This is a genomic window from Streptomyces incarnatus (assembly GCF_001027185.1).
GTDB classification, from domain to species: Bacteria; Actinomycetota; Actinomycetes; order Streptomycetales; family Streptomycetaceae; genus Streptomyces; species Streptomyces puniciscabiei.
Genome location: NZ_CP011497.1, coordinates 1,192,610 through 1,219,005, shown reverse-complemented (window position 1 = coordinate 1,219,005; position 26,396 = coordinate 1,192,610). Strand labels below are relative to the sequence as shown.

Annotated in this window: 23 protein-coding genes; 8 read left to right on the top strand and 15 right to left on the bottom strand. The window is 72.7% G+C overall.

What is annotated here, in order from left to right:
- Positions 1-10 precede the first annotated feature (10 nt).
- Positions 11-2,188, top strand: a complete 2,178-nt coding sequence (locus ABB07_RS05380) for a discoidin domain-containing protein (protein ID WP_208897626.1) — start codon at positions 11-13, stop codon at positions 2,186-2,188.
- A 13-nt stretch (positions 2,189-2,201) separates the two neighbouring features.
- On the opposite strand, the gene ABB07_RS05375 is transcribed toward ABB07_RS05380, so the two are convergent.
- From ABB07_RS05375 to ABB07_RS05365, 3 genes are read right to left on the bottom strand one after another with little or no spacing between them, the layout of a single operon-like run.
- Entirely contained in the window at positions 2,202-3,107 is a 906-nt protein-coding gene (locus ABB07_RS05375; RefSeq protein WP_208903287.1) for a PDR/VanB family oxidoreductase, read from the bottom strand.
- A gap of 20 nt (positions 3,108-3,127) precedes the next feature.
- Complete coding sequence (locus ABB07_RS05370; protein ID WP_208897625.1) at positions 3,128-3,298, bottom strand: hypothetical protein; 171 nt, start codon at positions 3,296-3,298, stop codon at positions 3,128-3,130.
- Positions 3,295-4,359 (bottom strand): aromatic ring-hydroxylating oxygenase subunit alpha, encoded by a 1,065-nt coding sequence (locus ABB07_RS05365; RefSeq protein ID WP_208897624.1) that lies wholly within the window; start codon positions 4,357-4,359, stop codon positions 3,295-3,297. Before ABB07_RS05365 ends, ABB07_RS05370 begins: the two co-directional genes overlap by 4 nt.
- A gap of 245 nt (positions 4,360-4,604) precedes the next feature.
- Here ABB07_RS05365 and ABB07_RS05360 point away from each other — a divergent pair, with 245 nt between their 5' ends.
- From ABB07_RS05360 to ABB07_RS05350, 3 genes are all read left to right on the top strand, one after another.
- Positions 4,605-6,653, top strand: coding sequence for a phosphocholine-specific phospholipase C (locus tag ABB07_RS05360; RefSeq protein ID WP_208897623.1), 2,049 nt, complete (start codon positions 4,605-4,607; stop codon positions 6,651-6,653).
- Positions 6,654-6,719: 66 nt separating this feature from the next.
- A complete protein-coding gene (locus ABB07_RS05355) occupies positions 6,720-7,586 on the top strand; it encodes an LURP-one-related family protein (RefSeq protein ID WP_208897622.1) in 867 nt (288 codons plus the stop codon).
- A gap of 153 nt (positions 7,587-7,739) precedes the next feature.
- On the top strand, positions 7,740-8,075 hold the full coding sequence (locus tag ABB07_RS05350; protein ID WP_208897621.1) for a hypothetical protein: 336 nt from the start codon (positions 7,740-7,742) through the stop codon (positions 8,073-8,075).
- Between the two features lie 130 nt (positions 8,076-8,205).
- Here ABB07_RS05350 and ABB07_RS05345 read toward each other — a convergent pair whose 3' ends face one another.
- Together ABB07_RS05345 and ABB07_RS05340 are read right to left on the bottom strand one after the other, a co-directional pair.
- On the bottom strand, positions 8,206-9,153 hold the full coding sequence (locus ABB07_RS05345; RefSeq protein ID WP_208897620.1) for a DMT family protein: 948 nt from the start codon (positions 9,151-9,153) through the stop codon (positions 8,206-8,208).
- On the bottom strand, positions 9,150-9,956 hold the full coding sequence (locus ABB07_RS05340) for a phosphatase PAP2 family protein (protein WP_208897619.1): 807 nt from the start codon (positions 9,954-9,956) through the stop codon (positions 9,150-9,152). The genes ABB07_RS05345 and ABB07_RS05340 overlap by 4 nt, the downstream gene beginning before the upstream one ends.
- 244 nt (positions 9,957-10,200) lie before the next feature.
- On the opposite strand from ABB07_RS05340, the gene ABB07_RS05335 reads away from it, so the two are divergent.
- Positions 10,201-10,815 carry a TetR/AcrR family transcriptional regulator gene (locus tag ABB07_RS05335; RefSeq protein WP_208897618.1) on the top strand — a complete coding sequence of 205 codons (615 nt, stop codon included), beginning with the start codon at positions 10,201-10,203 and terminating at the stop codon, positions 10,813-10,815.
- Between the two features lie 254 nt (positions 10,816-11,069).
- Here ABB07_RS05335 and ABB07_RS05330 read toward each other — a convergent pair whose 3' ends face one another.
- The gene (locus tag ABB07_RS05330; protein WP_208897617.1) at positions 11,070-12,161 is read right to left on the bottom strand and encodes a DUF2510 domain-containing protein; all 1,092 of its coding nucleotides are present in this window, start codon (positions 12,159-12,161) and stop codon (positions 11,070-11,072) included.
- Between the two features lie 501 nt (positions 12,162-12,662).
- Between ABB07_RS05330 and ABB07_RS05325 the strand changes: the two genes are divergently transcribed.
- Positions 12,663-15,356, top strand: a complete 2,694-nt coding sequence (locus ABB07_RS05325) for an ATP-binding protein (RefSeq protein WP_208897616.1) — start codon at positions 12,663-12,665, stop codon at positions 15,354-15,356.
- Positions 15,357-15,590: 234 nt separating this feature from the next.
- Here the strand turns inward: ABB07_RS05325 and pcaDC are convergent, their stop codons facing one another.
- From pcaDC to ABB07_RS05290, 7 genes are read right to left on the bottom strand one after another with little or no spacing between them, the layout of a single operon-like run.
- A complete protein-coding gene (pcaDC, locus tag ABB07_RS05320; RefSeq protein ID WP_208897615.1) occupies positions 15,591-16,718 on the bottom strand; it encodes a bifunctional 3-oxoadipate enol-lactonase/4-carboxymuconolactone decarboxylase PcaDC in 1,128 nt (375 codons plus the stop codon).
- A complete protein-coding gene (gene pcaB, locus ABB07_RS05315; protein ID WP_208897614.1) occupies positions 16,715-18,055 on the bottom strand; it encodes a 3-carboxy-cis,cis-muconate cycloisomerase in 1,341 nt (446 codons plus the stop codon). Before pcaB ends, pcaDC begins: the two co-directional genes overlap by 4 nt.
- Positions 18,052-18,654, bottom strand: a complete 603-nt coding sequence (pcaG, locus tag ABB07_RS05310) for a protocatechuate 3,4-dioxygenase subunit alpha (RefSeq protein WP_208897613.1) — start codon at positions 18,652-18,654, stop codon at positions 18,052-18,054. The genes pcaB and pcaG overlap by 4 nt, the downstream gene beginning before the upstream one ends.
- Positions 18,655-18,659: 5 nt before the next feature.
- Complete coding sequence (pcaH, locus tag ABB07_RS05305) at positions 18,660-19,433, bottom strand: protocatechuate 3,4-dioxygenase subunit beta (RefSeq protein WP_208897612.1); 774 nt, start codon at positions 19,431-19,433, stop codon at positions 18,660-18,662.
- Between the two features lie 15 nt (positions 19,434-19,448).
- Positions 19,449-20,669: a thiolase family protein gene (locus ABB07_RS05300; RefSeq protein WP_208897611.1), complete on the bottom strand. Its 1,221-nt coding sequence runs from the start codon at positions 20,667-20,669 to the stop codon at positions 19,449-19,451.
- Positions 20,666-21,310 carry a CoA transferase subunit B gene (locus tag ABB07_RS05295; RefSeq protein WP_208897610.1) on the bottom strand — a complete coding sequence of 215 codons (645 nt, stop codon included), beginning with the start codon at positions 21,308-21,310 and terminating at the stop codon, positions 20,666-20,668. Before ABB07_RS05295 ends, ABB07_RS05300 begins: the two co-directional genes overlap by 4 nt.
- The gene (locus ABB07_RS05290) at positions 21,310-22,092 is read right to left on the bottom strand and encodes a CoA transferase subunit A (RefSeq protein WP_208897609.1); all 783 of its coding nucleotides are present in this window, start codon (positions 22,090-22,092) and stop codon (positions 21,310-21,312) included. The genes ABB07_RS05295 and ABB07_RS05290 overlap by 1 nt, the downstream gene beginning before the upstream one ends.
- 183 nt (positions 22,093-22,275) lie before the next feature.
- Here ABB07_RS05290 and ABB07_RS05285 point away from each other — a divergent pair, with 183 nt between their 5' ends.
- Positions 22,276-22,740 (top strand): MarR family winged helix-turn-helix transcriptional regulator, encoded by a 465-nt coding sequence (locus ABB07_RS05285; protein WP_208897608.1) that lies wholly within the window; start codon positions 22,276-22,278, stop codon positions 22,738-22,740.
- A gap of 56 nt (positions 22,741-22,796) precedes the next feature.
- Here ABB07_RS05285 and ABB07_RS05280 read toward each other — a convergent pair whose 3' ends face one another.
- Positions 22,797-23,768, bottom strand: a complete 972-nt coding sequence (locus ABB07_RS05280; protein ID WP_208897607.1) for a DUF3048 domain-containing protein — start codon at positions 23,766-23,768, stop codon at positions 22,797-22,799.
- Between the two features lie 289 nt (positions 23,769-24,057).
- On the opposite strand from ABB07_RS05280, the gene ABB07_RS05275 reads away from it, so the two are divergent.
- Positions 24,058-25,248: a zinc-dependent alcohol dehydrogenase gene (locus ABB07_RS05275; protein ID WP_208897606.1), complete on the top strand. Its 1,191-nt coding sequence runs from the start codon at positions 24,058-24,060 to the stop codon at positions 25,246-25,248.
- Between the two features lie 12 nt (positions 25,249-25,260).
- Here ABB07_RS05275 and ABB07_RS05270 read toward each other — a convergent pair whose 3' ends face one another.
- On the bottom strand, positions 25,261-26,337 hold the full coding sequence (locus ABB07_RS05270; RefSeq protein ID WP_208897605.1) for an ATP-dependent DNA ligase: 1,077 nt from the start codon (positions 26,335-26,337) through the stop codon (positions 25,261-25,263).
- Positions 26,338-26,396: the final 59 nt, after the last annotated feature.

The window sequence follows — 26,396 nt, the reverse complement described above, 5'->3', positions numbered from 1 at the left end:
GGATCAGCACATGCAGAGCGCCATGGACAGATATGTCAGGAGCATGCCAACACTTGCGGCCGCTGTGGCTCTCGCCGCCGGCACGCTCGTCGCCGTCGCGCCCGCAGCCCACGCGGCCGCCGGCGCCACCCTCCCCTTCACCTCGGTCGAAGCCGAGTCGGCGACCACCACCGGCACCAAGATCGGCCCCGACTACACCCAGGGCACCCTCGCCTCGGAGGCATCCGGACGGCAGGCCGTGCGCCTCACCTCCGGACAGCGCGTCGAGTTCACGGCTCCCCGGGCGGCCAACGCCGTGAACGTCTCCTACAGTGTCCCCGACGGCCAGTCCGGCACGCTCAACGTGTACGTCAACGGCGTCAAGCTCGCGAGGACCCTGACCGTCACCTCCAAGTACTCCTACATCGACACCGGCTGGATCCCCGGCGCCAGGACGCACCACTTCTTCGACAACGCCCGGCTGCTGCTGGGCCAGACCGTCCAGCCCGGCGACAAGGTCGCCGTCGAGGCGGCGAACGTCCAGGTCACCGTCGACGTCGCCGACTTCGAACAGGTCGCGGCGCCCGCCTCCCTGCCCGCCGGCTCGGTGTCGGTCGTCGCCAAGGGCGCCGACCCCAGCGGCAACGGCGACTCCACCCAGGCCTTCCGGGACGCCATCGCCGCCGCCCAGGGCGGCACGGTGTGGATCCCGCCCGGCGACTACCGGATCACCTCGTCCCTCAACGGCGTGCAGAACGTGACACTCCAGGGCGCCGGCAGCTGGTACTCGGTGGTGCACACCTCCCGGTTCATCGACCAGTCCAGCTCGCCCGGAAACGTCCACCTCAAGGACTTCGCGGTCATCGGGGAGGTCACCGAGCGCGTCGACTCCAGCCCGGACAACTTCGTCAACGGCTCCCTCGGCCCGGACTCGTCCGTCTCCGGCATGTGGATCCAGCACATGAAGTGCGGCATGTGGCTGATGGGCAACGACGACAACCTGGTGGTGGAGAACAACCGCATCCTCGACACCACCGCCGACGGCATCAACCTCAACGGCACCGCCAAGGGCGTCGTCGTCCGCGACAACTTCCTGCGCAACCAGGGTGACGACTCGCTCGCCATGTGGTCGCTGTACTCACCGGACACCGACTCCAGCTTCGAGAACAACACGGTCTCGCAGCCCAACCTCGCCAACGGCATCGCGATCTACGGCGGTACCGACATCTCCGTGAAGAACAACCTGATCTCCGACACCAACGCCCTCGGCAGCGGCATCGCGATCTCCAATCAGAAGTTCCTGGACCCCTTCTCCCCGCTGGCGGGCACCATCACCGTCGACGGCAACACCCTGGTCCGCACCGGCGCGATGAACCCCAACTGGAACCACCCCATGGGCGCGCTGCGGGTCGACTCCTACGACAGCGCGATCGACGCGACCGTGAACATCACCGACACCACCATCACCGACAGCCCGTACAGCGCCTTCGAGTTCGTCTCCGGCGGCGGCCACGGCTACCCGGTCCGGAACGTCAGCGTGACGGGCGCGACCGTGCGGAACACCGGCACGGTCGTCGTCCAGGCCGAGGCGCAGGGCGCGGCCACCTTCAAGAACGTCACCGCCACCCAGGTGGGAGCCGCCGGCGTCTACAACTGCCCCTACCCGGCGAACTCCGGCTCCTTCACGCTCACCGACGGCGGCGGCAACTCCGGCTGGTCCAGTACCTGGTCGGACTGCTCCACCTGGCCCCAGCCCGGCCAGGGCAACCCGGACCCCGACCCGAACCGCGACCTCGCCAAGGGCCGCCCGGCCACCGCCACCGGCTCCCAGGACGTCTACACGCCCGGCAAGGCGGTCGACGGCGACCCGAACTCCTACTGGGAGTCCACCAACAACGCCTTCCCGCAGTCCTGGACGGTCGACCTCGGTTCGTCCTACGCCGTACGCCGCCTGGTGCTGAAGCTGCCGCCGTCCTCGGCATGGGGCGCCCGCACCCAGACCATCACCGTGCTCGGCAGCACCGACGGCTCGAACTACTCGACCGTCGTGGGCTCCCAGGGCTACCGCTTCGACCCGGCCACCGGCAACACGGCCACCGTCGCCCTGCCGGGCACCACGAACCTGCGGTACCTCCGCCTCACCGTCAGCGCCAACACGGGCTGGCCCGCAGGGCAGTTCGGTGAGGTGGAGGCCTATCTGACGTCCTGACCCGAGGACCGCGTCACAGATCCAGCACCAGACGGGCGCCCCGGCACCGGGAGACGCAGATCATCATCGTGTCACCCGCCGACCGCTCCTCCTCGGCGAGGACCGAGTCCCGGTGGTCCGGGGCGCCCTCCAGCACATCGGTCTCGCAGGTGCCGCACGTCCCCTCCGTGCAGGAGTACAGCACCTCGACCCCGGCGGCGCGCACCGCGTCCAGCACGGACACCGCCGGCGGCACGGTGACGGTACGGCCGCTGCGGGCGAGCACGACCTCGAACTCCTCGTCCTCGCCGGCCTGTCGGTCCTTCGGCTGGAACCGCTCCACCCTCAGCACTCCGGCCGGGCAGCGCTCCTCCACGGCGTCCAGCAACGGCCCGGGGCCGCAGCAGTACACCAGAGTGCCGTCGGGCGGGTCGTCCAGCACCGGGCCCAGGTCGAGCAGGCCGGTCTCGTCCTGCGGGGCGAGGGTGACCCGGCCGCCGTAGCGTGCCAGCTCCCCGGTGAACGCCATCGAGGCCCGGGTGCGGCCGCCGTAGAGCAGACTCCAGTCGGCGCCCGCCCGTTCGGCGGCCGCGAGCATCGGCAGGATCGGGGTGATGCCGATGCCGCCCGCGACGAACCGGTAGCGGGGCGCGGGCTCCAGCCGGAAGTGGTTGCGCGGACCGCGCACCCGTACCTTCCCGCCCTCGCCCACCTGCTCGTGCACATGCGCCGAGCCACCCCGCCCGTCCTGTTCGCGCAGCACCGCGATCCGCCACGCGGTCCGCTCCGCCGGATCGCCGCACAGCGAGTACTGCCGCTCCAGCCCCGGCCCGAGCAGGAGATCCACGTGCGCGCCGGGCTCCCAGGCGGGCAGCTCACCCCCCAGCGGATCGCGCAGCGTCAGCGTCAGCACGCCCTCGGCAACCAACTCTTTTGCCATGACGACGAGTTCGCGTTCGGTCACCGTACGGCCTCTTCGCTGTCGTGTCCTTCGGGATGCGCCAGCATCCACTCCCACATCACCACCGGGTCCTCGGCGGTGTGCTCCGCACCGCAGTAGCAGGTGCCGTGCAGCACATCCGTGCCCGGCAGCCAGTCGATCCGGTAGACCTCGCCGGTGCCGGGGCTCACCGGACCCCCTCGACCGGCTTGTCGCCCTCCTCGACCAGCCGGGCCAGGATGCGGCGCGCGGCCAGCCCGCCGGTGTCGATGTTGATGCTCAGCTCCTGGTAGCCGGTACGTTCGGTGCCGAGGGTGCGCTGCAGCAGGTTGAGCGCGTCCACGTCCTGCATGACGACGGTGTGGTTGTTGCCCCGCAGGAACTCGGTGACCTCGGCGTCCTCGGTCGCCCAGTCCCGGGACACCGCCCAGAAGTCGTACACCCTGCCGTCGGTGGACGGGGTGATGGCGTAGGTGATCTCGGTGTGGAATCCGTGCGGGTCGCTGCCGTCCGGCTCGGGGACGACGCCCACCGGCGCGATCCGGCTGTGCAGCAGGTACAGGCAGGGCGTGTGGTACTCGATGTCCTGCCAGCGGGTGATCCGGCCCTCGATGCCGGTGGAACGGGCGTAGAAGGACGGGCACTCGGCGTCGTCCATGTGCCGGCTGACCCGGACCACACCCGCGCCCTCGTCCACCTCGGTGGTGATGGGCGTCTCGGCGACCTCGGGGGTGCCGATGTAACCGCCGTGCAGATACGTCTCGTGGGACAGGTCGAGGAGGTTGTCGACGAGCAGCCCGTAGTCGGCGTCGATCGGTTCCATGCCGCGTACGGTGGTCCAGCCGGGGGAGTCCAGGTGCCGGGCCCGGGGGATGGCCTGCGGGTCGGCGAGCGCCGGATCGCCGATCCACACCCAGATCAGCGAGTCCTGCTCCACCACCGGGTAGGAGGCGACGCGTGCGGTGCGCGGGATCCGTTTCTGGCCCGGCACGTACACGCAGGCGCCGGTGCGGTCGTAGGTGAAACCGTGGTAACCGCAGACGATCCGGTCGCCGTCCAGGCCGCTGGAGGAGAGCGGGTAGCGGCGGTGGACGCACCGGTCGTGCAGGGCGACCGGGGTGCCGTCCTCCTCGGCGCGGTAGAGGACGAGCGGCTCCCCGAGGATCGTCCGGCCGAGCAGCTCGCGCCCGACCTCCTCGCCGTAGGCGGCGACGTACCACTGGTTCCGCGCGAAAGCGGTCATGTGCGGCATGGCTGCGGCTCCCGTCTGTGGGTGGTGGCCACATCGTCGGGAGGCGCGGCACGGTGCACAATGCCAACTTCCGCCTGACGGAAGCCTGCGTGGAAACGGTGGAGGCACCGCAACGGACCGACGACTTTCACGCAGGCGCCACCAGACCCTTCCCTGACGTTTGCTGCTCTTGGAACACTCGCTGCGCGCAGATTCCGTCATGTCAGCGGCAGCACGTACGTCAGGACGAGAGGACCCTCAGACCCATGGCCGAAGTCAACCGGCGCCGCTTCCTCCAACTCGCGGGCGCCACCACGGCGTTCAGCGCGCTCTCCGGCAGCATCCAGCGCGCCGCCGCCCTGCCCGCGCACCACCGTACCGGGACGGTGAAGGACGTCGAGCACATCGTCGTCCTCATGCAGGAGAACCGATCCTTCGACCATTACTTCGGCACGCTCCGCGGGGTCCGCGGCTTCGGCGACCCCCGCTCCGTGACGCAGAACGGCCGCCCGGTCTGGAAGCAGTCCGACGGCACCAAGGACGTCCTGCCCTTCCACCCGGACGCCGACGACCTGGGTCTCGCCTTCATCCAGGACCTGCCGCACGGCTGGCAGGACACCCACGCCGCCTTCAACGGAGGCAAGTACGACAAATGGGTACCGGCCAAGGGCACCACGACCATGGCGCACCTGACCCGCGAGGACATACCGTTCCACTACGCCCTCGCGGACGCCTTCACCATCTGCGACGCCTACCACTGCTCGTTCATGGGCTCGACCGACCCCAACCGCTACTACATGTGGACGGGTTACGTCGGCAACGACGGCAAGGGCGGCGGTCCGGTCCTCGGCAACGACGAGAAGGGCTACGGCTGGACGACGTACCCCGAGCGCCTGGAGCAGGCCGGGGTCTCCTGGAAGATCTACCAGGACGTCGGCGACGGGCTGGACGCGAGCGGCGGCTGGGGCTGGATCCAGGACGCCTACCGCGGCAACTACGGCGACAACGCCCTGCTCTACTTCAACCAGTACCGGGACGCGAAGCCCGGCGACCCGCTGTACGACAAGGCCCGCACCGGCACCGACGCCCGCAAGGGCGAGGGCTTCTTCGACCAACTGAAGGCCGACGTCAAGGCCGGCAAGCTGCCGCAGGTCTCCTGGATCGTCGCCCCCGAGGCCTTCACCGAGCACCCCAACTGGCCCGCCAACTACGGCGCCTGGTACGTCTCCCAGGTCCTGGACGCCCTCACCTCCAACCCCGAGGTGTGGGGCAAGACCGCGCTGTTCCTCACCTACGACGAGAACGACGGCTTCTTCGACCACGTCATCCCGCCCTTCCCGCCGGCCTCCGGCGACCGGGGCAAGTCGACCGTGGACGCCTCCCTCGACCTGTACAAGGGGGACGCGAGCCATGCCGCCGGGCCGTACGGGCTGGGCCAGCGCGTGCCGATGCTGGTCGTCTCCCCGTGGAGCAAGGGCGGTTACGTCTGCTCCGAGACCTTCGACCACACCTCGATCATCCGGTTCATCGAGCGCCGATTCGGCGTGCACGAGCCGAACATCTCACCCTGGCGCCGCGCCGTCACCGGCGACCTGACCAGCGCCTTCGACTTCTCCCGCAAGGACACCAAGCCGGTCGCGCTGCCGTCCACGGCCGGTTACGAGCCGCCGGACCACAACCGGCACCCCGACTACGTGCCCAAGCCGCCCGCGCACCCCGCCCTGCCCAAGCAGGAGCGCGGCAGCCGGCCCACCCGCCCGCTGAAGTACGCGCCCGTGGTGGACGGTTCCGCGGATCCCGCGGCCGGCACTATCACGCTCACGTTCGCCTCGGGGGCGCACGCGGGCGCGGGCTTCCTCGTCACCTCGGGCAACCGCGCCGACGGCCCGTGGACCTACACCACCCAGGCCGGCAAGTCTCTCTCCGACACCTGGAACTCGGCCTACTCCGGCGGCGTGCACGACCTCGCCGTGCACGGTCCCAACGGCTTCGTGCGCGTCTTCAAGGGCAGGGGCGGGACGGCGGGACCGGAGGCGACCGCGCGGCACGTGGGCGACGACCTGGAACTCACCTTCACCAACAAGGGTTCCGGCACGGTGGGGCTGAAGGTCGTCAACGGCTACGGCGGCGGTCCGGTCACCGTGCCGGTACGGTCCGGCGCGACCGTCAGGCACACCGTCAACCTCACGGCGAGCAGGCGCTGGTACGACGTGACGGTCACCTGCGAGGCCGACCCCGCCTTCGTGCGCGGCTTCGCCGGCCACGTCGAGAACGGCCGCCCCGGCGTCAGCGACCCGGCAATCGCCGGGGAGTGAACGGGCGATGAACACCGCTCCGTGCGGACTGGTCAGGTACCGGTCATATCAGGGTAGTGTGCCCCGGTGACCACGCAATCGAACACTCCGGCAGGCTGGTACCCGGATCCGCACGGAGCGTCGCAGACGCTCCGCTACTGGGACGGCACGCAGTGGACCGAGCACACCAACCCGGCGCAGCAGCCCGCCGGTCAGGTTCCGCAGCAGCAGGCCGCCCCCCAACAGCAGGCCGCCGCCCAGCAGTACGGCGCCCCGCAGGCGCAGGCCGTCGACCCCAAGGTGCAGCGCCAGGTGCAGCAGCAGGCCGGCATCCAGGGCGGCGGCCCCGGCGGCGGCACCCTCTTCACCGAGCCCGTCCTGGTCGTGAACCAGAAGGCCAAGCTGATCGAGGTGACCAACGAGTACAAGGTCATGGATCAGAACGGCCGGGAGATCGGCTCGGTCACCGAGGTCGGGCAGGGAGCGCTGAAGAAGATCCTGCGCTTCGTCTCCAGCCTCGACCAGTTCATGACCCACAAGCTGGAGATCCGCGACGCCTACGGCCAGCCGCAGCTGGTGCTGACCCGGCCGGCGAAGTTCTTCAAGTCCCGGGTCGTCGTGACGCGCCCGGACGGCTCGCCGGTCGGTGAGATCGTCCAGCAGAACATGATCGGGAAGATCAACTTCGCGATGAACGCGGACGGCCGGCAGGTCGGCGCGATCAAGGCGGAGAACTGGCGGGCGTGGGACTTCGCCATCGTCGACCACGCGGACAACGAGGTCGCCCGGATCACCAAGACGTGGGAGGGCCTCGCCAAGACGCTCTTCACCACCGCGGACAACTACGTCCTGCAGATCCACTACCAGCTGCCCGAGCCGCTGCTGAGCCTCGTGGTGGCGACGGCCCTGACCGTCGACACCGCGCTCAAGCAGGACTCGCGGGGCTGGAACTGAACCGGACCCGACGGGGGAGAGCAGGACACGAAGAGCACGGCGACGGCGGCCGGTGCGCGGCGAGCGCGCGCACCGGCCGCCGACGTGTGCCGTCCCTCTGAGGAACCTCAAGTGCTTTGCCATCCGGCGGGCCAGGCGGCCACCATGATCCACATGGCAGTTTTCGCAGGACCGAACAAGAGGCACGACGTCGTACCCGTCATCCGGGACGCGGACCTGGTCGCCGTCGCCCTGCGCGCGGCGCTGGCCGAGGCAACGCCCGAGGAGCGCCCGGGCCTGGAGCGCGCCGCCGCACTCGTCGAGTCGACCGCCGCCGCCACCGAGGGCCAGGTGCGCGCCCGTTGGGTCCGCTCCCGGATGGCCGCCGTCGGCTTCGAGGGGGACATCGCCTCGGTCGCGGCGGTGAAGGCCCTGCGGCAGGCGGAGCCGAGGCTGAGCCTCCTGGCGGCGGTGCAGCTGCAGAAGGAAGCACTGACCCACCCGGAGTGATCCGGCCCGGCACCGCCCGCACCCGTGACTCGTTCCGCGGCGGGCCGGAGCGGGCCGGAGCAGGCGGGGGCAGGCCGGAGCAGGCGGGGGCGGGCCGGAGCAGGCGGGGGCGGGCCGGAGCAGGCGGGGGTCAGAGTGCCGTGAGGTGTTCCGGCTGTTCCGGCTGCCGTGGCACCAGGGCCGGTTCGGCGGTCGCCGTGCCCGGCTCCAGAGCCAGTACCGCGGCCACGGGGTGGTCGTCGTCCCCGGCCGCCGGTTCCGGCGCGACCCGGGTGAGCAGGACCACGCCCCACGAGGCCAGACCCGCCCCGGCGAGAGCCAGCAGGACCCCGGCGGGGCCGCCCTGGAGGCCCTGGCCGAGCAGCGTGAGACCGATCACCGCGGCGGCCACCGGGTTGGCGAGGGTGACCACGGCCAGCGGCGCGCCGAGGCCGCCGCGGTAGGCGGTCTGCGACAGCAGCAGCCCGCCGACGGCGAACGCGGCGACGAGCACCGCGACCACGATGACCTCGGTGCTCAGGGCCGGGCCCGTGCGGTCCGTGGCCGCCACGGTCACCGTCTGGGTCAGCGCCGAGGCGACGCCGGAGGCGAAGCCGGACGCCGTGGCGTGCCGCAGGCCCGGCCGGGCGCCGGGCCAGGAGAGCACGCCGATCGTGGCGGCGGTCGTACCGGCCACCGCCACCGCCTCGGTCAGTGACAGCACCCGCGCGGGCGCCGGCCCGGAGGCGGTGACGAGCAGTGCGGCGAGCCCGAGCAGGGTCAGCGCCGTACCGCGCCACTCCACCGCGCTGACCCGGCGCCCGGCCGCCCGCGCGCCGAGCGGTACGGCCGCGACCAGGGTGAGCGCGCCGAGCGGCTGGACGAGGGTGAGCGGGCCGTACTTGAGGGCGATGACGTGCAGCAGGGCGGCGCCCGCGTTCAGGCCGACCGCCGACCACCAGGCGCCGGTGCCGAGCAGCCGCAGCAGACCGGTGCCGGTGGTGCGCGAGGCGAGGCGTTCCTGGGCGACGGCGGCCAGCGCGTAGGCGACGGCCGAGACCAGGGAGAGGGCGACGGCGATCACGGCGGCGGCGCTCATCGGCCCGCTCCCGCCAGGACGGGCTCGCGCGGCGGCGCCGGCCGGCCGGCGCCGCGTCCGGCCGGGCCGGCCGTCCGGTGCGGCGGACGGATCACCGCGAGGGCGACGCCCAGCATGGCCGTCGCGACGATCGCGTCGAGCCAGTAGTGGTTCGCCGTGCCCACGATCACCAGCAGGGTGATCAGCGGGTGCAGCAGCCACAGCGGGCGCCACCGGGACCGGGTGGCCGCGATCAGGCCGATCGCCACCATCAGCGCCCAGCCGAAGTGCAGCGACGGCATCGCCGCGAACTGGTTGGAGAGGTGGTCGCTGGACGGCGGGCCGTACACGTCCGGGCCGTAGACCCGGGCGGTGTCCACCAGGCCGGTGCCCGTCAGCATCCGCGGCGGGGCCAGCGGGAAGGTGAACGGCAGCACGAGCGCGGCCGTGGTGAGGACCGCGAGGACCCGGCGGGCCCACAGGTAGTGCGCGGGCCGTCTGAGATACAGCCAGACCAGAAAGGCCAGCGTCGCCGGGAAGTGGACGGTGGCGTAGTAGGTGTTCGCGAGGCGGACGAGGGTGTCGCCGTGCAGCAGTGCGGACTGCACGGCGTTCTCGTGGGGGAGATGCACCGCCCGCTCCAGGTCCCAGACGCGGTGGGCGTTGTGCAGGGCGTTCGCGGTGTGCCCGGTGGCCAGCTGCCGGCCGAGCTTGTAGACGAGGAAGAGCCCCGCGACCAGCAGGAGCTCACGTATGAGCGCCGGGCGCGCGGTCGCGTCCGGCGGCTCCGCTGCTGCCTCTGCAGGCTCGGTTCGGGCGTTCATCCCCCGGCCCCCTCGCTGACGGTGGTGCGTGTGGTGGTGCGTACGAGCTCTGCCTCTCGCGGCGGAGCTCATCGATACGCCATCGTACCGATACGCCAGTGTACCGATACGGTCGAGTACCGGTACACTTGCGTATCGCTTGATGTACGACACACTGGGAGACAGGGTCGGGCGCGCCGCTATAGAGATGCTTGAGCGCGGCGCGTACCGCCGGCCCGGCGGAACACGAGAGGGGAAGCACCGCATGACGTCGCAGGCCGCGGACGGACCGGAGACGGTCGTCGCCTCGCGCCGCTCCAAGATCACGCCCGAGCGTGAGCGGGAGTTCTTCGACGCCGTGCTGGACCAGATCCGCGAATGCGGCTACGAGTCCGTCACCATGGAGGGCGTCGCCGCCAGCACCCGGTGCAGCAAGTCCACGCTCTACCGGCAGTGGAAGACCAAGCCGCAGTTCGTCGCGGCCGCGCTGCGGGCCAACCGCCGGGTGCGGTTCTCCGGCATCGACACCGGTTCGCTCGCCGAGGACCTGCGCCAGGCCGCGCGGGCCGCGGGGGACTGGTCGGGCAAGGACACCAAGCTGCTGCAGGCCCTGGGGCCCGCGGTCACCGCCGACCAGGAGCTGGCCCAGGCGCTGCGCGAGGCGCTCGTGTACCCGGAGATCGCCGCGCTGCAGGAGATCCTCGAGCGCGGCGTGGCCCGGGGCGAGGTCCCGGCCGACCACCCGGCGCTGGAGTACGTCCCCGCCATGATCTTCGGCGTGCTGCGCGTCCGGCCGGTGCTCTGCGGCCAGTACGCCGACGGCGACTATCTCAGCCGGTTCGTGGAGGCCACCGTGCTGCCCGCGCTCGGGCTGACCTGAGACCCAGGCCGCCGTTCACGGGATGACTGAACGGTGACCTGCCCGCGCCGCACCGTGGGGACGGGGGCGGCGCGCACCCCCCGGCCGGGTGGGGCTCCTCTTGAGCGGAGGGGTGCCCCACCCGGCCGCATCATGTCCCGGCGGCCGCGGATCCGATCATGTCCCGGCGGCCGCGGATCCGATCATGTTCCGGCGGCCGCGGACCTGTTCATGTTCCGGCGGCCGCGGCCCCGATCATGTCCCGGGGTCGTGGGTCAGACGTCCTGGCCGTTCCCGCTGCCGGACGACACCTTGATCCCCTTGAGGATCTCGTCGATCACCGCCGTGCTCTGCCCGACGTCGATGCCGAAGCGCACCACCACGATCTGCTTGGCGTCGTCGGGCGAGGGGAAGGCGACCGACTCGACATAGCCGTCGGCGCCCTTGCTGGTGACCGCCTTCCAGCGCACCATGTACCCCTTCTGCCCGGCCACCGTCACCGCGCCGGAGCCCAGAGCCTGGTGCGAGGTGATGCTGCCGTAGGTGGTGCCGCCGTAGGACTGCTTGGCGTTGGCCGCGATGTCCGCCTCGGCGACCTTCTGGGCCGTGTCGCCCTGGAGGCGCAACGCCTGGGCCGAAGCCGTGTAGGCGCCGCCCGAGGTGCAGGTCTGGGTGGGGTCTCCCGGGCACTTGTAGGAGTCGTCGGAGGTCACTTCTGCGCCGACGCTGATCGTCTGCCCGGTCCAGCCCTTCGGCACCGGCAGGCTGATGCCGTTGACCGGGTCCGGCACCGTGCCCCCGCCCTTGACCTTGGGTGCCGCGGACGGGTTCGGCGACGGCGAGGCCCCACCGGATCCGCCGGGACCGCCGAAACCGCCGCCCGAACCCCCGGAATCGCCCGAGCCCCCCGAGCCGCCCTGGCCGCCGAAACCACCGCCCGGACCGCCGTTCTGCCCGCCCGGGGCTCCCTGTCGCGACCCGGCCCGGTCGGCGCTGCCGCCGCCCGGGTCCTTGGTCAGGGCCCACACGCCGACCGCGATGCTCGCCAGGACCGCGGTCGCCGCCACGACCGCCACGCCCGTGCGCACCCGGCGCCGGGACGCGGCCGGCGGCGGGGCGAAGTAGCCCGGATACGCCGGATACCCGGGCTGAGCGCCGAAGGCCGGGGGAGCCGCGGGTGCCGCAGGCTGCGCCGGCTGCGGGCCGCCGGCCGGCGGCGGCTGCGTCGGGGGACCCCACGTGGCGGCCGTCCCGGCGGGGCGGGTCTGGCCCGTCCAGGCCGTGCCGTCCCACCAGCGTTCGGTGGGCGGACCGTCGTTCGTCTGCCCGGGGTCGGGGTACCACCCGGGGGGAGTCACCTGCGTCATGACCCCACCGTATGAGGCGACCGTGAAAGTGTGATGAGAGGATCCGCCGCGAATCGACCGGACCGGACATTTCGCAACCGGAATTTTTTCCTCACGCACACGTCCGCTTCCTTCATGCACACGTCCGCTTCCCTCACGCACATGTCGGCTTTCCTCCCGCACACGTCCGCCGGGGGTGACCGTGCCCCGGCGTGAGGGACCCCCGGGGCGGCGCACAGCGGATTCGTACCCCTCGACCCGATCGCCCACCGGCCTCTCCGCATCGCACCGCGCACACTCTCGGTCCGCGTGCGGGCGCACAGATCCCGAACCGGCTTTCCCCGGACGAAGGTTGACGCCCCGTCCGCTGCTGACCGGCTGTTCGGGCCCGGTGTGCGTCGCCTGTCCGCACCCGCTTTCACCCGCCGGGGCAACAGCTGCCCCGACCGGCCACCACACCTCCCGCCGGACGGCTACGCTCGTGGTCTGTACGTCATTCGGGCGACCTGGGGAGGTAACGGGATGACGGAGGGACGGCCGCCGGCGGCCGCCTCGGCTTCCCTGTGGGAGCGGGACGCGGAGATCGCCACCGTCGCACAGGCACTCGACCTCCTGTGCGCCGACCAGTCGTCCGCGGGCAGTCTGCTGGTCCTCCGCGGCGAGGCGGGACTCGGCAAGACCGCGCTGCTGGCCGAGACACGCCGCATCGCCGAGCGCCGGGGCTGCGCGGTGTGGTCCGCGCGCGGCGCGGAGACCCTGAGGTCCGTCCCGTTCAACGTGGTACGGCAGCTGCTCCAGCCCGCCCTGCTGTCCTTACTGCCCGAGGAGGCCCGCGAGTACCTCGGCGACTGGTACGACATCGCCGGACCCGCCCTCGGCATAGCGGATCCGCAGGAGGCCAGCGTCGACCCGCAGTACGTGTGCGACGGACTCGTCGCCGCGGTACGCCGGCTCGCCCGCCGCGAGTGGCCGCTGGTGCTGCTGATCGACGACGCGCACTGGGCGGACCAGGAGACCCTGCGCTGGCTCGCCGCGTTCGCCGAGCGCCTGGACGACCTCTCCGTCCTCGTCGTGGTCGCCCGCCGCCCCGGCGAGGTCAGCGGCGACAGCGCCCGCCACCTCGACGCGGTGGCCGCCGCGGGCCGCCCCGTCACCAGCCTCAGGGCCCTCACCCCGGAGGCCGCCGCCGGACTCACCCGCGCCACCCTCGGCCGGCACGCCGACGACGCGTTCTGCCGCGAGGTCTGGGCCGTCACCGCGGGCAACCCCTACGAGACCGTCGAACTCCTCGCCAAGGTGCAGGACAGCGAAGTGCAGCCGGTCGAGGCCCGGGCCGGCGAACTGCGCGCCCTCAACCGCGCCGCCCGCGGCGGCGGACTGGTCGACCGGCTCAAGGGGCTCGGCCTGGAGGCCACCCAGTTCGCCTGGGCCGCCGCCATCCTCGGCACCGGCATCACCGTCGACATGGTCGCCCGCCTCGCCACGATGGACGAGGCCGTCGCCCGCCACTGCGCCGACCTGCTCTGCACCGCCCGCATCCTCACCGAGCCCGAGCCCGTCGGGACACAGGGCGCCGGCGCCGAACGCGAGGAGGGCGAGCTGGAGTTCGTCCACCCGCTCATCGCCAGCGCCGTCTACCACTCCATCCCCTCCGGGGTGTGCACCGCCATGCACGGCGTCGCCGCCCAGATCATCACCGAGCTGGGACGCGGCGCCGCCCAGGCCGCCCGGCACCTGCTGAAGGTGCACCCGGACGGCGACGAGGAACTCGTGGAGCAGCTGCGCGAGGCCGCCCGCGAACACCTCGCCGTCGGTGCCCCGGACGCGGCCCGCACCTGCCTCGAACGCGCGCTGCGCGAGCCGCCGCTCCCCGAGGTGCACGCCCACGTCCTGTACGAACTGGGCTGCGCCACCCTGCTCACGGCCCCCGCCGTCACCATCGACCACCTCCAGTTCGCGCTCGGCATGCCCGGGCTCGACGGGGAGCGGCGGGTCGACGCGGTGGTCCGGCTCTCCCAGGCGCTGCTGCACAACGACCAGCTGGAGGAGGCCGTCCGCACGGTCGAGGCCGAGGCCGCCCGGCACGAACCCGGGCCCGTGAAGCTGCGGTTGCAGGCCGTGCAGTTCATGTGGGAGGGCATCCACGGCGAGACCGTCTCCCCGGCCCGCTCCCGGCGCCTCGCCGAACTCGCGGCCACCTGCACCGGCCGCGACAACGCCGAACGCGCCCTGCTCATCCTGCGCGGCTTCGACGCCATGACCCACGGCGAGAGCGCCGACGAGGTGCTCGAACTGTGCGACCGCGCCCTCGTCAACGGCCGCCTCGCCCCCGGCCTCGGCTGGACCGACCCCGAGTGGGGCATGGAGCTGCTGATGATGCTCGGCAGCTCCTACGCCTACGCCGACCGGCTCGACCGCGCCGAGAGCCTGTTCGCCGAGGCCCTGCGCGTCTACACCGGCGCCGGCTGGCGCGGCGGCCACCTCTCCCTCGCCAACGCCTTCCTCGGTCTGGCCTACCGCAGGCAGGGCCGGCTGCGCGACGCCGAGTCCACCCTGCGCGAGGCCCTGGTCCTCGCCGAACGCGTCGGCCGCCGCCTGCCGCTGTACTGGTCGGCGACCTGCGGACTGGTCGACACGCTGCTGGCCCGCGGCCGTACCGACGAGGCCTGGTCGATCGCCGAGCAGTACGGCTTCGCGCCGCCCTACCCCTCCACGATCGTGCTGCCGGACATCCGCTGCGTGCGCGGCCGGCTGCTGCTCGCCGTCGGCCGCACCGAGGAGGGCGTCCACGAACTGGAGGCCGCCGAGAAGACCGCCGCCTCGCGCGGCGGCCACAACCCGGTCCTGTCGCCCTGGTCCGTCGACCTCGCCAAGGCCCTCGCCGACCAGGACCCGGCCCGCGCCGCCCAGCTCGCCGCCGACGCCCGCCGGCAGGCCGAGCGCTTCGGCACGGACACCGCCATCGGCGAGGCCCTGCGCTGCGCCGCCGCCCTGGAGACCGGCGGGCGCGCGGTCCAGCTCGCCGCCCAGGCCGTCACCTACCTGGAGGCCTCACCCTGCCAGTACGAACACGCGGCGGCCCGCGTCGAGTACGGCATCGCCGCCCGCTCCGTCACGGAACTGAACCGGGGCCTGGACCTGGCCCGGGCGTGCGGCGCGGAGGGCCTGGTGGCCCAGGCGAGGGAGGTGCTGGAGACGGGGCGGGGGCTGCGGTAGCGCGGTCGGCGGCCTCACACCGTCAGCAACCGCTCCGTGACCGCCGCCGGGCGCCCCCGCACCCGAGGGCCGTACGTCCCCTCGTGCGCCCGGTCCCGCCGCGTGCCGTCGAAGTAGCAACTCCTCTGCGGCCAGGGCCCGTTCGCCCGGCGGCGCCGTCGGCGACCGTCGCTGCCGGCCCCGGCACGGCCCGCTGCCGGCAGGGTGGTGCCGGCGGAGCTACGGCCAGCGGGGTCACCTTTCGTCGCCGGCCTCCTCCGCGAGTACCCGCTGGGCGGTCGCGAACGCGGAGTTGGCGGCCGGCACCCCGCAGTAGACGGCGGTCTGCAGCAGTACCGCGCCGATCTCCTCGGGCGTCAGACCGTTGCGGCGCGCCGCCCGGACGTGCATCGTCAGCTCGTCGTAGTGGCCGTGGGCGACCAGCGCGGTCAGCGTGATCATGCTGCGCTCGCGCCGGGACAACGTCGGATCGGTCCAGATCTCGCCCCAGGCGTAGCGGGAGATGAAGTCCTGGAACCGGGCGGTGAACGGGGTCTGCCGGGCCTGCGCCCGGTCCACGTGGGCGTCGCCCAGCACCTCCCGGCGCACCGCCATCCCGCTGGCCGGCGGCCCGTCCAGCTGGGTGCGCAGCGCGGTCAGCACGGCCCGCGGGCACTGGGCGGGCGCCAGATGGGAGGCGCCGGGCAGCTCCACCAGCGTCGCGGCGGACACCGCGTCGGCGATCTCCCGCAGCTGCGCGGGCCGCGTCGCGGGATCCTGCTTGCCCGCCACCAGCAGCGTCGGTACGGCGATCTCGCCGAGCCGGTCGCGCAGGTCGAACGCGGCGAGCGCGTCGCAGCACGCGGCGTACGCCGCCGGATCGGCCTCCCGGTGGTCCCGCACCAGCCTCGGCACGGTGAAGCCGGGCGTGAACCAGCGCGCGTCGGCGCTCGCCACCAGCCACTCCATGCCCTCGCGGCGCACCCGGTCCGCCCGCTCCCGCCAGGCCGTGCCGTCGCCGAAGCGGGCGGCGGAGCACAGCACGGCGAGGGAGGTCAGCCGGTCGGGATGGTGCACGGCCAGGTGCAGCCCGACCGCGCCACCGAGGGAGACGCCCGCGTAGGCGAACCGGTCGATGCCGAGCGCGTCGGCGAGGGCCAGCACCAGCGCGGCCAGGTCGCCGACGGTCGCGCCCGGCCCGATCAGCTCCGGCGCCGACCCGCCGTGGCCGGGCAGGTCCCAGCGCACCACACGGTGGGCGGCCGACAGCTCGGGCGCGACCGCGTCCCACAGGGCGTACGAGGTGCCCAGCGAGGGTCCGAGCAGCAGGGGCGGCGCGGAAGCCGGGCCTTCTGCCAGGTGGTTGAGGAGTTTCTCGGTCAACGTCGCTCCAGGGCACGGTCGGTGAGCGTTCCGGCGAAGCCGGTGTAGTGGGCGGGTGCGCAGAGGTCGTCCAGGTCGACGTCCTTCAACTCCCCCTGTTCTGCGAGGAGTTCTCGTAGGGAGCGGTCCTCGGTGTGGGCGCGGCGGGCCAGCTCGGTCAGCAGCTCCCTGGCACGCGCCCGGCCGAGGACGGGGGAGAGGGCGGCCGACAGCCGTTCGGAGACGATCAGGCCCTGGGTGAGGCCCAGGTTCCGGCGCATCGCCTCGGGGTGCACGCGCAGCCCCTCGGCCAGTTCGGCCGCGTGGGCGGCCGCGCCGCCCACCAGCCGGAGCAGGTCACGCAGCGGCTCCCACTCGGCATGCCAGGCACCGGCCGGCCGCTCGTCCTCGGCGGTGAGGGAGCCGTACAGCGTGGCCGCGAGCTGCGGGGCACGCCGGGCGGCGGCCAGGAGGAGCGTGGCGCGCACCGGGTTCGCCTTGTGCGGCATGGCCGACGAGCCGCCGCCACCGCCCTCGCTCACCTCGCCGATCTCGGTGCGCGACAGCGTCAGCACGTCCACGGCGAGCTTGCCCAGCGCCCCCGCCGCGAAGGCCAGGCACCCGGCCAGGTCGGCGATCGGCGTGCGCAGCGTGTGCCAGGGCAACTCCGGTTCGGCCAGGCGGACTTCACGGGCGTACGCCGCGATCAGCGCGGTGGGGTCCGTGGCGCCGTACGCCTGGAAGGCCGCCAGGGTGCCGGCCGCGCCCCCGAGTTGGGCGGGCAGCGAGTCCCGTACCCCGATGAGGCGGTCGAGCGCGTCCAGGACCAGTGAGCGCCAGCCGGCCGCCTTCAGCCCGAACGTGGTCGGTACGGCGTGCTGGGTCAGCGTCCGTCCCGGCATCACCGTCTCCCGGTGCCCGGCGGCGAGCCCGGCCAGCGCCCGCTCGGTGCGCCCGAGGTCGGCGAGGACCAGTCCGATGGTGCGCGCGGCGACCAGCATCGTCGCCGTGTCCATGATGTCCTGGCTGGTGGCGCCCCGGTGGACGTAGGGGCCGTACTCCTCGCCGACCGCCCTCGTCAGGTCGGCCACCAGCGGGATGACCGGGTTGCCGCCGTCCCGGGCCCGCGCGGCCAGGTCCCGGATGCCGAACCGCTCGGGGACGGCCGCCTCGGTCACCGCCGTCGCCGCCCCGGCCGGGGCGAGTCCGAGCACGGCCTGCGCCCGGGTCAGCGCGGCCTCGGCGTCCAGCAGCGCCCGCAGATACGCGTGGTCACTGGTCTCGGACGCGGCGCCCGACAGCCCCCACCCGGGTGCGAGCAGGCCGGTGTCGGTGTACGGAGGGGTGGCAGATGTCACTGGTACTCCAGGAAGACCGTCTCGCCTTCGCCCTGAAGGCGGATGTCGAAACGGTAGGTGCCCGGGCCCTCCGCGGCGGCGATCAGCGTGTCGCGCCGGTCGCCCACCCGGGTGAGCAGCGGGTCGGCGGCGAGCGCGGCCTCGTCGTCCGGCAGGTAGCCGCGGGTGAACAGGTGGACGAGCAGGCCGCGCGCGAAGACGCAGACGCTCAGGTACGGCGCGTTCCGGCCGCGTGCGCCGGGCCGCAGCGTACGCGCGTACCAGTGGCCGTTCGCATCGGTCTGGATGCGTCCCCAGCCGGTGAACTCCACGCCGTTGCGGCCCAGGTACCCGCCGGTGGCCGGGTCCCGCCGGATGGAGCCGTCCACCTGCGGCACCGTGCCGTCGGGGCGCGGACCCCACAGCTCGACGAGCGCGTCCGGCAGCGGCTCGCCCGCACCGTCGAGGACGTACCCGTGCACGGTGATGGTGTCCGGGTGGCCGAGCGGGGCGATCTCCTCGCCGCCGCGGAAGGGCAGGGCGTAGCCGTAGAAGGGGCCGACCGTGTGGGACGGGGTGGGCAGCACCTGCTCCGGGCTGCTGGTGTCGGTCTTCGTCATGGCGGTCAGCGTCCTTCCTCGGTCCAGGTGGCGGCCGGGCCGTCCAGCACGATGTCCCAGCGGTAGCCGAGGGAGAACTCCGGCACCGACAGGCTGTGGTCGTAGGTGGCGACCAGCCGCTGCCGGGCCGCGTCGTCCGTCACCGACTGCAGGATCGGGTCGTACGGGAAGAGCGGGTCGTTCGGGAAGTACATCTGCGTCACCAGCCGCTGGGTGAACGCCGCGCCGAACACCGAGAAGTGGATGTGGGCGGGGCGCCAGGCGTTCACGTGGTTGCGCCACGGGTAGGGGCCGGGCTGGATGGTGGTGAAGTGGTAGCGGCCCTCGGCGTCGGTGAGGGTGCGGCCGAAGCCGGTGAAGTTCGGGTCGAGCGGGGCGTCGTGCTGCTCGCGCTGATGGGCGTAGCGGCCGGCCGAGTTGGCCTGCCAGATCTCGATCAGCTGGCCGCGCACCGGGCGCCCGTCGCGGTCCAGCAGCCGCCCGGAGACGGTGATCCGCTCACCGACCGGTTCCCCCCGGTGGTGCCGGGTGAGGTCGTTGTCGATCCCGGTGATGTCGCGCTCCCCGAAGGCGGGCGAGTGCAGCTCCACCAGCTCCGGGTCCTGGGCGGTGTCGATGGCGACCAGGGGCTGCTTCGGGTGCCGGAGCACGGAGGAGCGGTAGGGCGCGTAGTCACGGCGCGGATGGTGCTCGACGGGGGCGCCGTCGGCGACGCGCTTCTCGTACGCGGCGTGCTCGGCGGCGATCTCGAGGTCGATGTCGGCCTGGGTGAGAGTCATGGGACGTCCTAGGGGTCAGCGTTCGAGTACGAGGGCGAGGCCCTGGCCCACGCCGATGCAGAGGGTGGCCACGCCGGTGCCGGAGCCGCGACGGGCGAGCTGGTGGGCGACCGTGCCGGCCAGGCGGGCGCCGGAGGCGCCGAGGGGGTGGCCGAGCGCGATGGCGCCGCCCTGGGGGTTGAGGACCGCAGGGTCGAACCCGGGCCATTCGGCGAGGCAGCCGAGGACCTGGGCGGCGAACGCCTCGTTCAGCTCCAGGACCGACAGGTCGCCGAATGCCTTGCCCGCCTTGGCGAGGGCGCGGTTGACGGCCTCGACGGGGGCGAGTCCGAAGTAGTGCGGGTCGGTCGCGGACACGCCGGTCGCGGAGATCCGGGCGAGCGGTTCGCGGCCGGTGGCCCTCAGGCCCTCCTCGTCGGTGAGGAGGAGGGCGGCGGCGCCGTCGTTCAGCGGGGAGGCGTTGCCCGCCGTGACCGTGCCGTGCTCCGTGCGGAAGGACGGCTTGAGCCTGGCCATCGCGGCGAGGGAGGCGTCCGGCCGTACGCACTCGTCGGCGGCGAAGGACACCGGGTCGCCCTTGCGCTGCGGGACCGGCACGGGCGTCAACTCCGCCTCGAACAGGCCCTGTTCGTAAGCCGCGGCCGCCTTGCGGTGGGAGGCCAGGGCGAACTCGTCCTGCTGCTCGCGGGTGATCTTGTGCTTGTCGGCGATGAGTTCGGCGGACTCGCCGAGGGGGATGGTCCACTGCGGATCCATCTCCGGGTTGACCATGCGCCAGCCGAGTGTCGTGGAGTACAGCTCGGCGTGTCCGGCCGGGAAGGGCCGGTCGGACTTGGGCAGGACGTAGGGGGCGCGGGTCATGGACTCCACGCCGCCCGCGAGGGCGATGTGCGCGTCGCCGACGGCGATGGCGCGGGCCGCCTGGACGACCGCCTCCAGGCCGGAGGCGCACAGCCGGTTGACGGTCACGCCGGGCACGGAGGTGGGCAGTCCGGCGAGGAGTGCGGCCATGCGGGCGACGTTGCGGTTCTCCTCCCCGGCGCCGTTGGCGTTGCCGAAGTAGACGTCCTCGATCCGGGCCGGGTCGAGGGCCGGGGTCCGGGCGAGGAGGGCGCGGATCGCGTGGGCGGCGAGGTCGTCCGGGCGTACGGAGGCCAGGGCGCCGTTGTAGCGGCCGATGGGGGTGCGGACGGCGTCGACGAGGTACACCGTGTTGAGCCTGTTGACGGCGTTCACAGCGGATTCTCCGGGATGGCGAGTTCGGCGTCGGTCCGGGCGACGACGTCGTCAACGGTGACACCGGGCGCGGTCTCCACCAGGGCCAGGCCCCGCTCGGTGACGTCCAGCACCGCGAGGTCGGTGATGACTCGGTTCACACAGGCCTTGCCGGTGAGCGGCAGAGTGCACTCCTTGAGGATCTTCGGGGAGCCGTCCTTGGCGGTGTGGGTCATCACCACGATCACCTGACGGGCGCCGTGCACCAGGTCCATCGCGCCGCCGATCCCGGTGACCAGCTTGCCCGGCACCGCCCAGTTGGCCAGGTCGCCGCCGGCGGAGACCTGCATCGCACCGAGCACGGCCACGTCGATGTGCCCGCCGCGGATCATCGCGAAGGACAGCGCCGAGTCGAAGAAGGAGGCGCCCGGCAGGACCGTCACGGTCTCCTTGCCCGCGTTGATCAGATCCGGGTCGACCTGGTCCTCGGCCGGGTAGGGGCCCGTGCCCAGGATGCCGTTCTCCGACTCCAGGACCACCTCCACACCCGGGGGCAGGTGGTTCGGGATCAGCGTCGGCAGGCCGATGCCGAGGTTGACGTACTGGCCGTCGCGCAGCTCGCGTGCCGCGCGCGCGGCGATCTCCTCGCGTGTCCAGGCCATCAGCTGCTCACCGTCCCTCGTGCCGGAGGCGCGGAAATCGTGCGCCGTTCGATCCGCTTGTCCGCCGCCTGCTCCGGGGTCAGCGCCACCACCCGCTGCACGAACACACCCGGCAGGTGCACCGCGTCCGGGTCGATCTCGCCGGGCTCGACCAGCTCCTCCACCTCGGCGACCGTGACCCTCCCCGCCATGGCCGCGAGGGGGTTGAAGTTGCGGGAGGACCGGTTGAAGACCAGGTTTCCGTGCCGGTCGCCCTTCGCGGCCCTGACCAGCGCGAAGTCGGTGCGGATGGCGCGCTCCAGGACGTACTCCACGCCGTCGAACTCCCGCACCTCCTTCGGCGGCGAGGCCAGCGCGACGCCGCCCTCACGGTCGTAGCGCCACGGCAGCCCGCCCTCGGCCACCTGGGTGCCGACCCCGGCGGGGGTGTAGAAGGCGGGGATGCCGGCGCCGCCCGCGCGCAGCCGCTCGGCCAGCGTGCCCTGCGGGATCAGCTCCAGTTCCAGCTCGCCGCCCAGGTACTGGCGGGCGAACTCCTTGTTGCCGCCGATGTAGGAGCCGGTCACCCGGCTGATCCGCCCCGCGGCCAGCAGTACCGCGAGACCGGACTCCATCGCCCCGCAGTTGTTGGAGACGACCGAGAGGCCGCCGACTCCGCGCTCGTACAACGCCTGGATCAGCACGTTCGGCACACCGCTCAGCCCGAATCCGCCGACCGCGAGGGACGCGCCGTCCGGCACATCGGCCACCGCCTGAAGGGCCGTGGCGACCACCTTGTCCATCCGAGAAGCCTCATCTCTTCGCCATTAATCAGCGCACTGAGTATTTCAGCGAGGTGTTCCACACGCTGCCACCGCAGGCGATGTCCGTCAAGGCATGGACCATTCGCGCCCCCCCATGGGAGACGGCGGGGTCACTCGGCCGGTATCGTTCAGTGCACCAACGAAATGATCAGGGGAGCGCACATGGCCGCGGTGGACCTCACCACCCATCCCGGGCATCTGGCCCGGCGGCTGCAGCAGGCGCACTACCTGCTGTGGAACACGATGGTCTCCGAGGAGATCACCTCGCCGCAGTTCGCGGTCATGAACGCGCTCGTCGCCGAGCCGGGCCTGGACCAGCGGACCGTGGGGGAGCGGGTGGGCCTGGACCGCTCGACCATCGCCGAGGTCATCAGCCGGCTCGGCCGCCGGGGGCTGCTGACCAAGGTGCGCGATCCGGAGGACGGCCGGCGCTTCCTGCTCCGCCTCACCGACGAGGGCCGGCGCGCCCACCGCAAGCTGACCGTGCGCACCGCCCGGATGAACCAGGTCTTCCTGGCGCCGCTGTCCGCCGAGGAACAGACCGTGTTCTTCGACCTGATCCGCCGGGTCGCGGACGCGGCGGAGGGCCTGCGCAACCCGGCCGAACCGCCGGCCTCGCGGGGCTGACCGCGACGGGCGGGGCCGACCGGCACGGACAGGGCTGACCGGGACTGTACGAGGGCTCATGACGCCGCTGCGAACACCACCCACACCTGACCGTCGGCGAAGTTCATCCGGCCGCCGTCCGCCGCGGTGAACGTCGTACCGTCCGTCGCGGCCGGCCGTGACCAGGAGGCGTCGAAGGACCGGCCGTCGCGCAGCACCTGCGCCTTCCCCGAGCCGACCGTCTCGGTGTACGGCGTGTGGTTGCCGAGTACGTCGTGGTAGCGGGAGGTCCGGATCTGCACGTACTGCACCACGACCGTCGCCGGTGCCACCCGCGCGCCGTCCGTCGTCACCGTGGGCGTGCCGTCCATCGCGACCAGCCAGCGGTGCCGCCCGGCGGCCCAGGTGAAGGTGAAGCGGGCGGCCGGGTAGCGGATGGTGCGCGCGGCCGTAGGGGTGCCGCCGGACGGAGCCGGGCCGTAGCCGAAGCCGGTCGTCAGTGCGGCCTTGCCCGGAGCGGACGGCAGCAGCCTGGCGGGGTGCAGATAGAGGTTGTGCGGGGCGGCCTTGGCGGTGCCCCGGTAGTAGGCGGTGGGCGCCCGGTCGGGGGACTCCGCGCGCAGCGGCGACCGGTCGATCAGCGGCAGCAGCTTGTGCTGGGCGCCGGAGAAGGCGAGCGTCGGCCGGTGGAACTGGCGCAGCAGCTCCAGATCCGACTCACGGGCGCTGCGCACAGGCCCGACGGTCTGCGGGAGCCTGGTCGCGTACACCGCCATCAGCCGGCTCAGGCCGCCCTCGACCTGCTCGGCGTACACCACGTCCGCCGCGTCGAGACCGGTCTGCGGACGGGCGGCGGGCACGTTGTCGATCTTCACGGCGAGCGGTGAACCGGCCGCCGTGACCGAGGGCGCCGGGGCGGGCGGTGCCGTGGGCGCCGGGGTGTGCTGCGGTGCGCGGTCGTCGTCCCGGCGGTGGTGGGTGCAGCCGGCCGTGAGGGAGACGGCCAGCGAGACCGCCAGCCCGGTCGCCGTCAGCGTCCCGCGTCGCATGCACGCTCTGTGTCTCAGGCCCACCGTGCCACCCCGTTCGTTTGTCCGATTGTGCGCTCATAGGGTCATCGCTGGCCATACCCGAACGCTTACGGTCATGCGCGCTCCGTGGGCCGTTCGGGCTCCGGAGACGACCCTGACGGGGGGCCGGCCGCACCCCGGGCCTCGGCTCCGGAAAGCGGGTCCGGCACCGCGGCCGGCGAGGCCCGGCGCCAGGGTTCGGTGCTGGTCGGCACGGGTACCCGGGCGCCACCGCGAAACGCCCACGCGACCGAGGGAGGGCGCCCCCATGAAGGCAGTCACCTGGCAGGGCAGGCGGGACGTCCGGGTCGAGGACGTCCCCGACCCGCGGATAGAAGAGCCCACCGACGCCGTCATCCGCATCACGTCCACCGGACTGTGCGGCTCGGACCTGCACCTGTACGAGGTGCTCACCCCGTTCATGACACCGGGCGACATCCTCGGGCACGAGCCGATGGGCATCGTCGAGGAGGTCGGCCCCGGAGTGCCGGACCTCAAGGCCGGGGACCGGGTCGTGGTGCCGTTCCAGATCGCCTGCGGCAACTGCTGGATGTGCCTGACCGGACTGCCCACGCAGTGCGAGACCACCCAGGTCACCGGCGAGGGAATGGGCGCCGCCCTGTTCGGCTACACCCGCCTGTACGGCGCCGTGCCCGGCGCCCAGGCCGAGTACCTGCGGGTGCCGCAGGCGCAGTTCGGGCCGATGAAGGTGCCCGAGGGCCCGCCGGACGACCGCTTCGTCTACCTCTCCGACGTACTGCCCACCGCCTGGCAGGCCGTCGAGTACGCCGGCGTCCCGCCCGGTGGCACCCTCGCCGTCCTGGGCCTCGGTCCGATCGGCGACATGGCCTGCCGCATCGCCAAGGCGCGCGGCGCCGAGCGCGTGTTCGGCATCGACCTGGTGCCGGAACGGCTCGCGCGCGCCGACCGGGACGGCGTGGAGACCTACGACCTCAGGGCCTTCGACGACGAGAAGGCGCTGATCCACGCGATCCACGACGAGACCGGCGGCCGGGGCCCGGACGCCGTGATCGACGCCGTCGGCACCGAGGCCCACGGCAGCGCCGCCGCCAAGCTCGCACAGACGGCCACCGGGCTGCTGCCCCGCAAGATCAGCGCGCCCCTCGCGGAACGCTTCAGCATCGACCGGCTCGGGGCCCTGCACATGGCGATCCACCTGGTACGCCGTGGCGGCACCATCTCACTGAGCGGCGTCTACGGCGGCACCGCCGACCCGATGCCGATGCTCACCCTGTTCGACAAGCAGATCCAGCTGCGCATGGGCCAGGCCAACGTCCGCCGCTGGACCGACGAGATCATGCCCTACCTCACCGACGAGGACCCGCTCGGCGTCGACGACTTCGCCACCCACCGGCTGCCGCTCGACGAGGCACCGCACGCCTACGACATGTTCCAGCACAAGCAGGACGGCGCCATCAAGATCCTCATGCAGCCGTAGCAGGTCCCGGGTTCAGCCCCGGTCCCTCTCACCCAGGATCTCCGCCAGGTCGTAGCGCACCGGTTCCTCCAGCTGGGCGTAGGTGCAGCTCTCCGGTGTGCGGTCCGGGCGCCAGCGGCGGAAGCGGGCGGTGTGCCGGAAACGCTGCCCGTTCTCCATGTGGTCGTAGGCCACCTCGGCGACCCGTTCCGGCCGCAGCGGCACCCAGGACAGGTCCTTCTTGCCGGACCAGCGGCTCGGCGCGCCCGGCAGCCGGGCCGTCTCATGGGCGGCCTCCTCGGACCAGGCCGCCCACGGATGCCCGGCCACGTCGTCCATGCGCAGCGGCCGCAGCTCCTCGACCAGTTCGGCCCGCTTCTTCATGGGGAACGCGGCCGACACCCCCACGTGCTGCAGCTGCCCCCGGTCGTCGTACAGCCCCAGCAGCAGCGAGCCGACCACCGGCCCGCTCTTGTGGAACCGGTACCCGGCGACGACGACGTCCGCCGTCCGTTCGTGCTTGACCTTGAACATGACCCGCTCGTCCTGCCGGTAGCGCAGGTCGAGCGGCTTGGCGACGACTCCGTCGAGGCCGGCGCCCTCGAACTGCTCGAACCACCGCTGGGCCACCTCGATGTCGGTGGTCGCGGGCGCCACATGCACCGGCGGCGTGGCGTCGGCGAGCGCCCGTTCCAGCAGGGCCCTGCGGTCGGTCAGCGGGACGTCGAGCAGGGACTCGTCGTCCAGGGCGAGCAGATCGAAGGCGACGAGGGACGCCGGTGTCCGCTCGGCCAGCATCCGCACCCGGGAGTCGGCCGGGTGGATCCGCTCGGTCAGCGCGTCGAAGTCCAGACGGCCCTCCCGCGCGATCACGATCTCCCCGTCCAGCACGCACCGCTCGGGCACCCGCTCCTTCAGCGCCGCGACCAACTCGGGAAAATACCTGGTCAACGGCTTCCCGGTGCGGCTGCCCAGCTCGACGTCGGCACCGTCCCGGAACACGATGGAACGGAACCCGTCCCACTTCGCCTCGTAGTGCATCCCCGGCGGGATCTTCGCCACCGACTTGGCGAGCATGGGCTTCACGGGCGGCATGACGGGCAGATCCATGCCACCGATTCTGCTCGCATACCTTCCGTGCCGCCCGGTATGCGAGCCGTGCGGGGTGC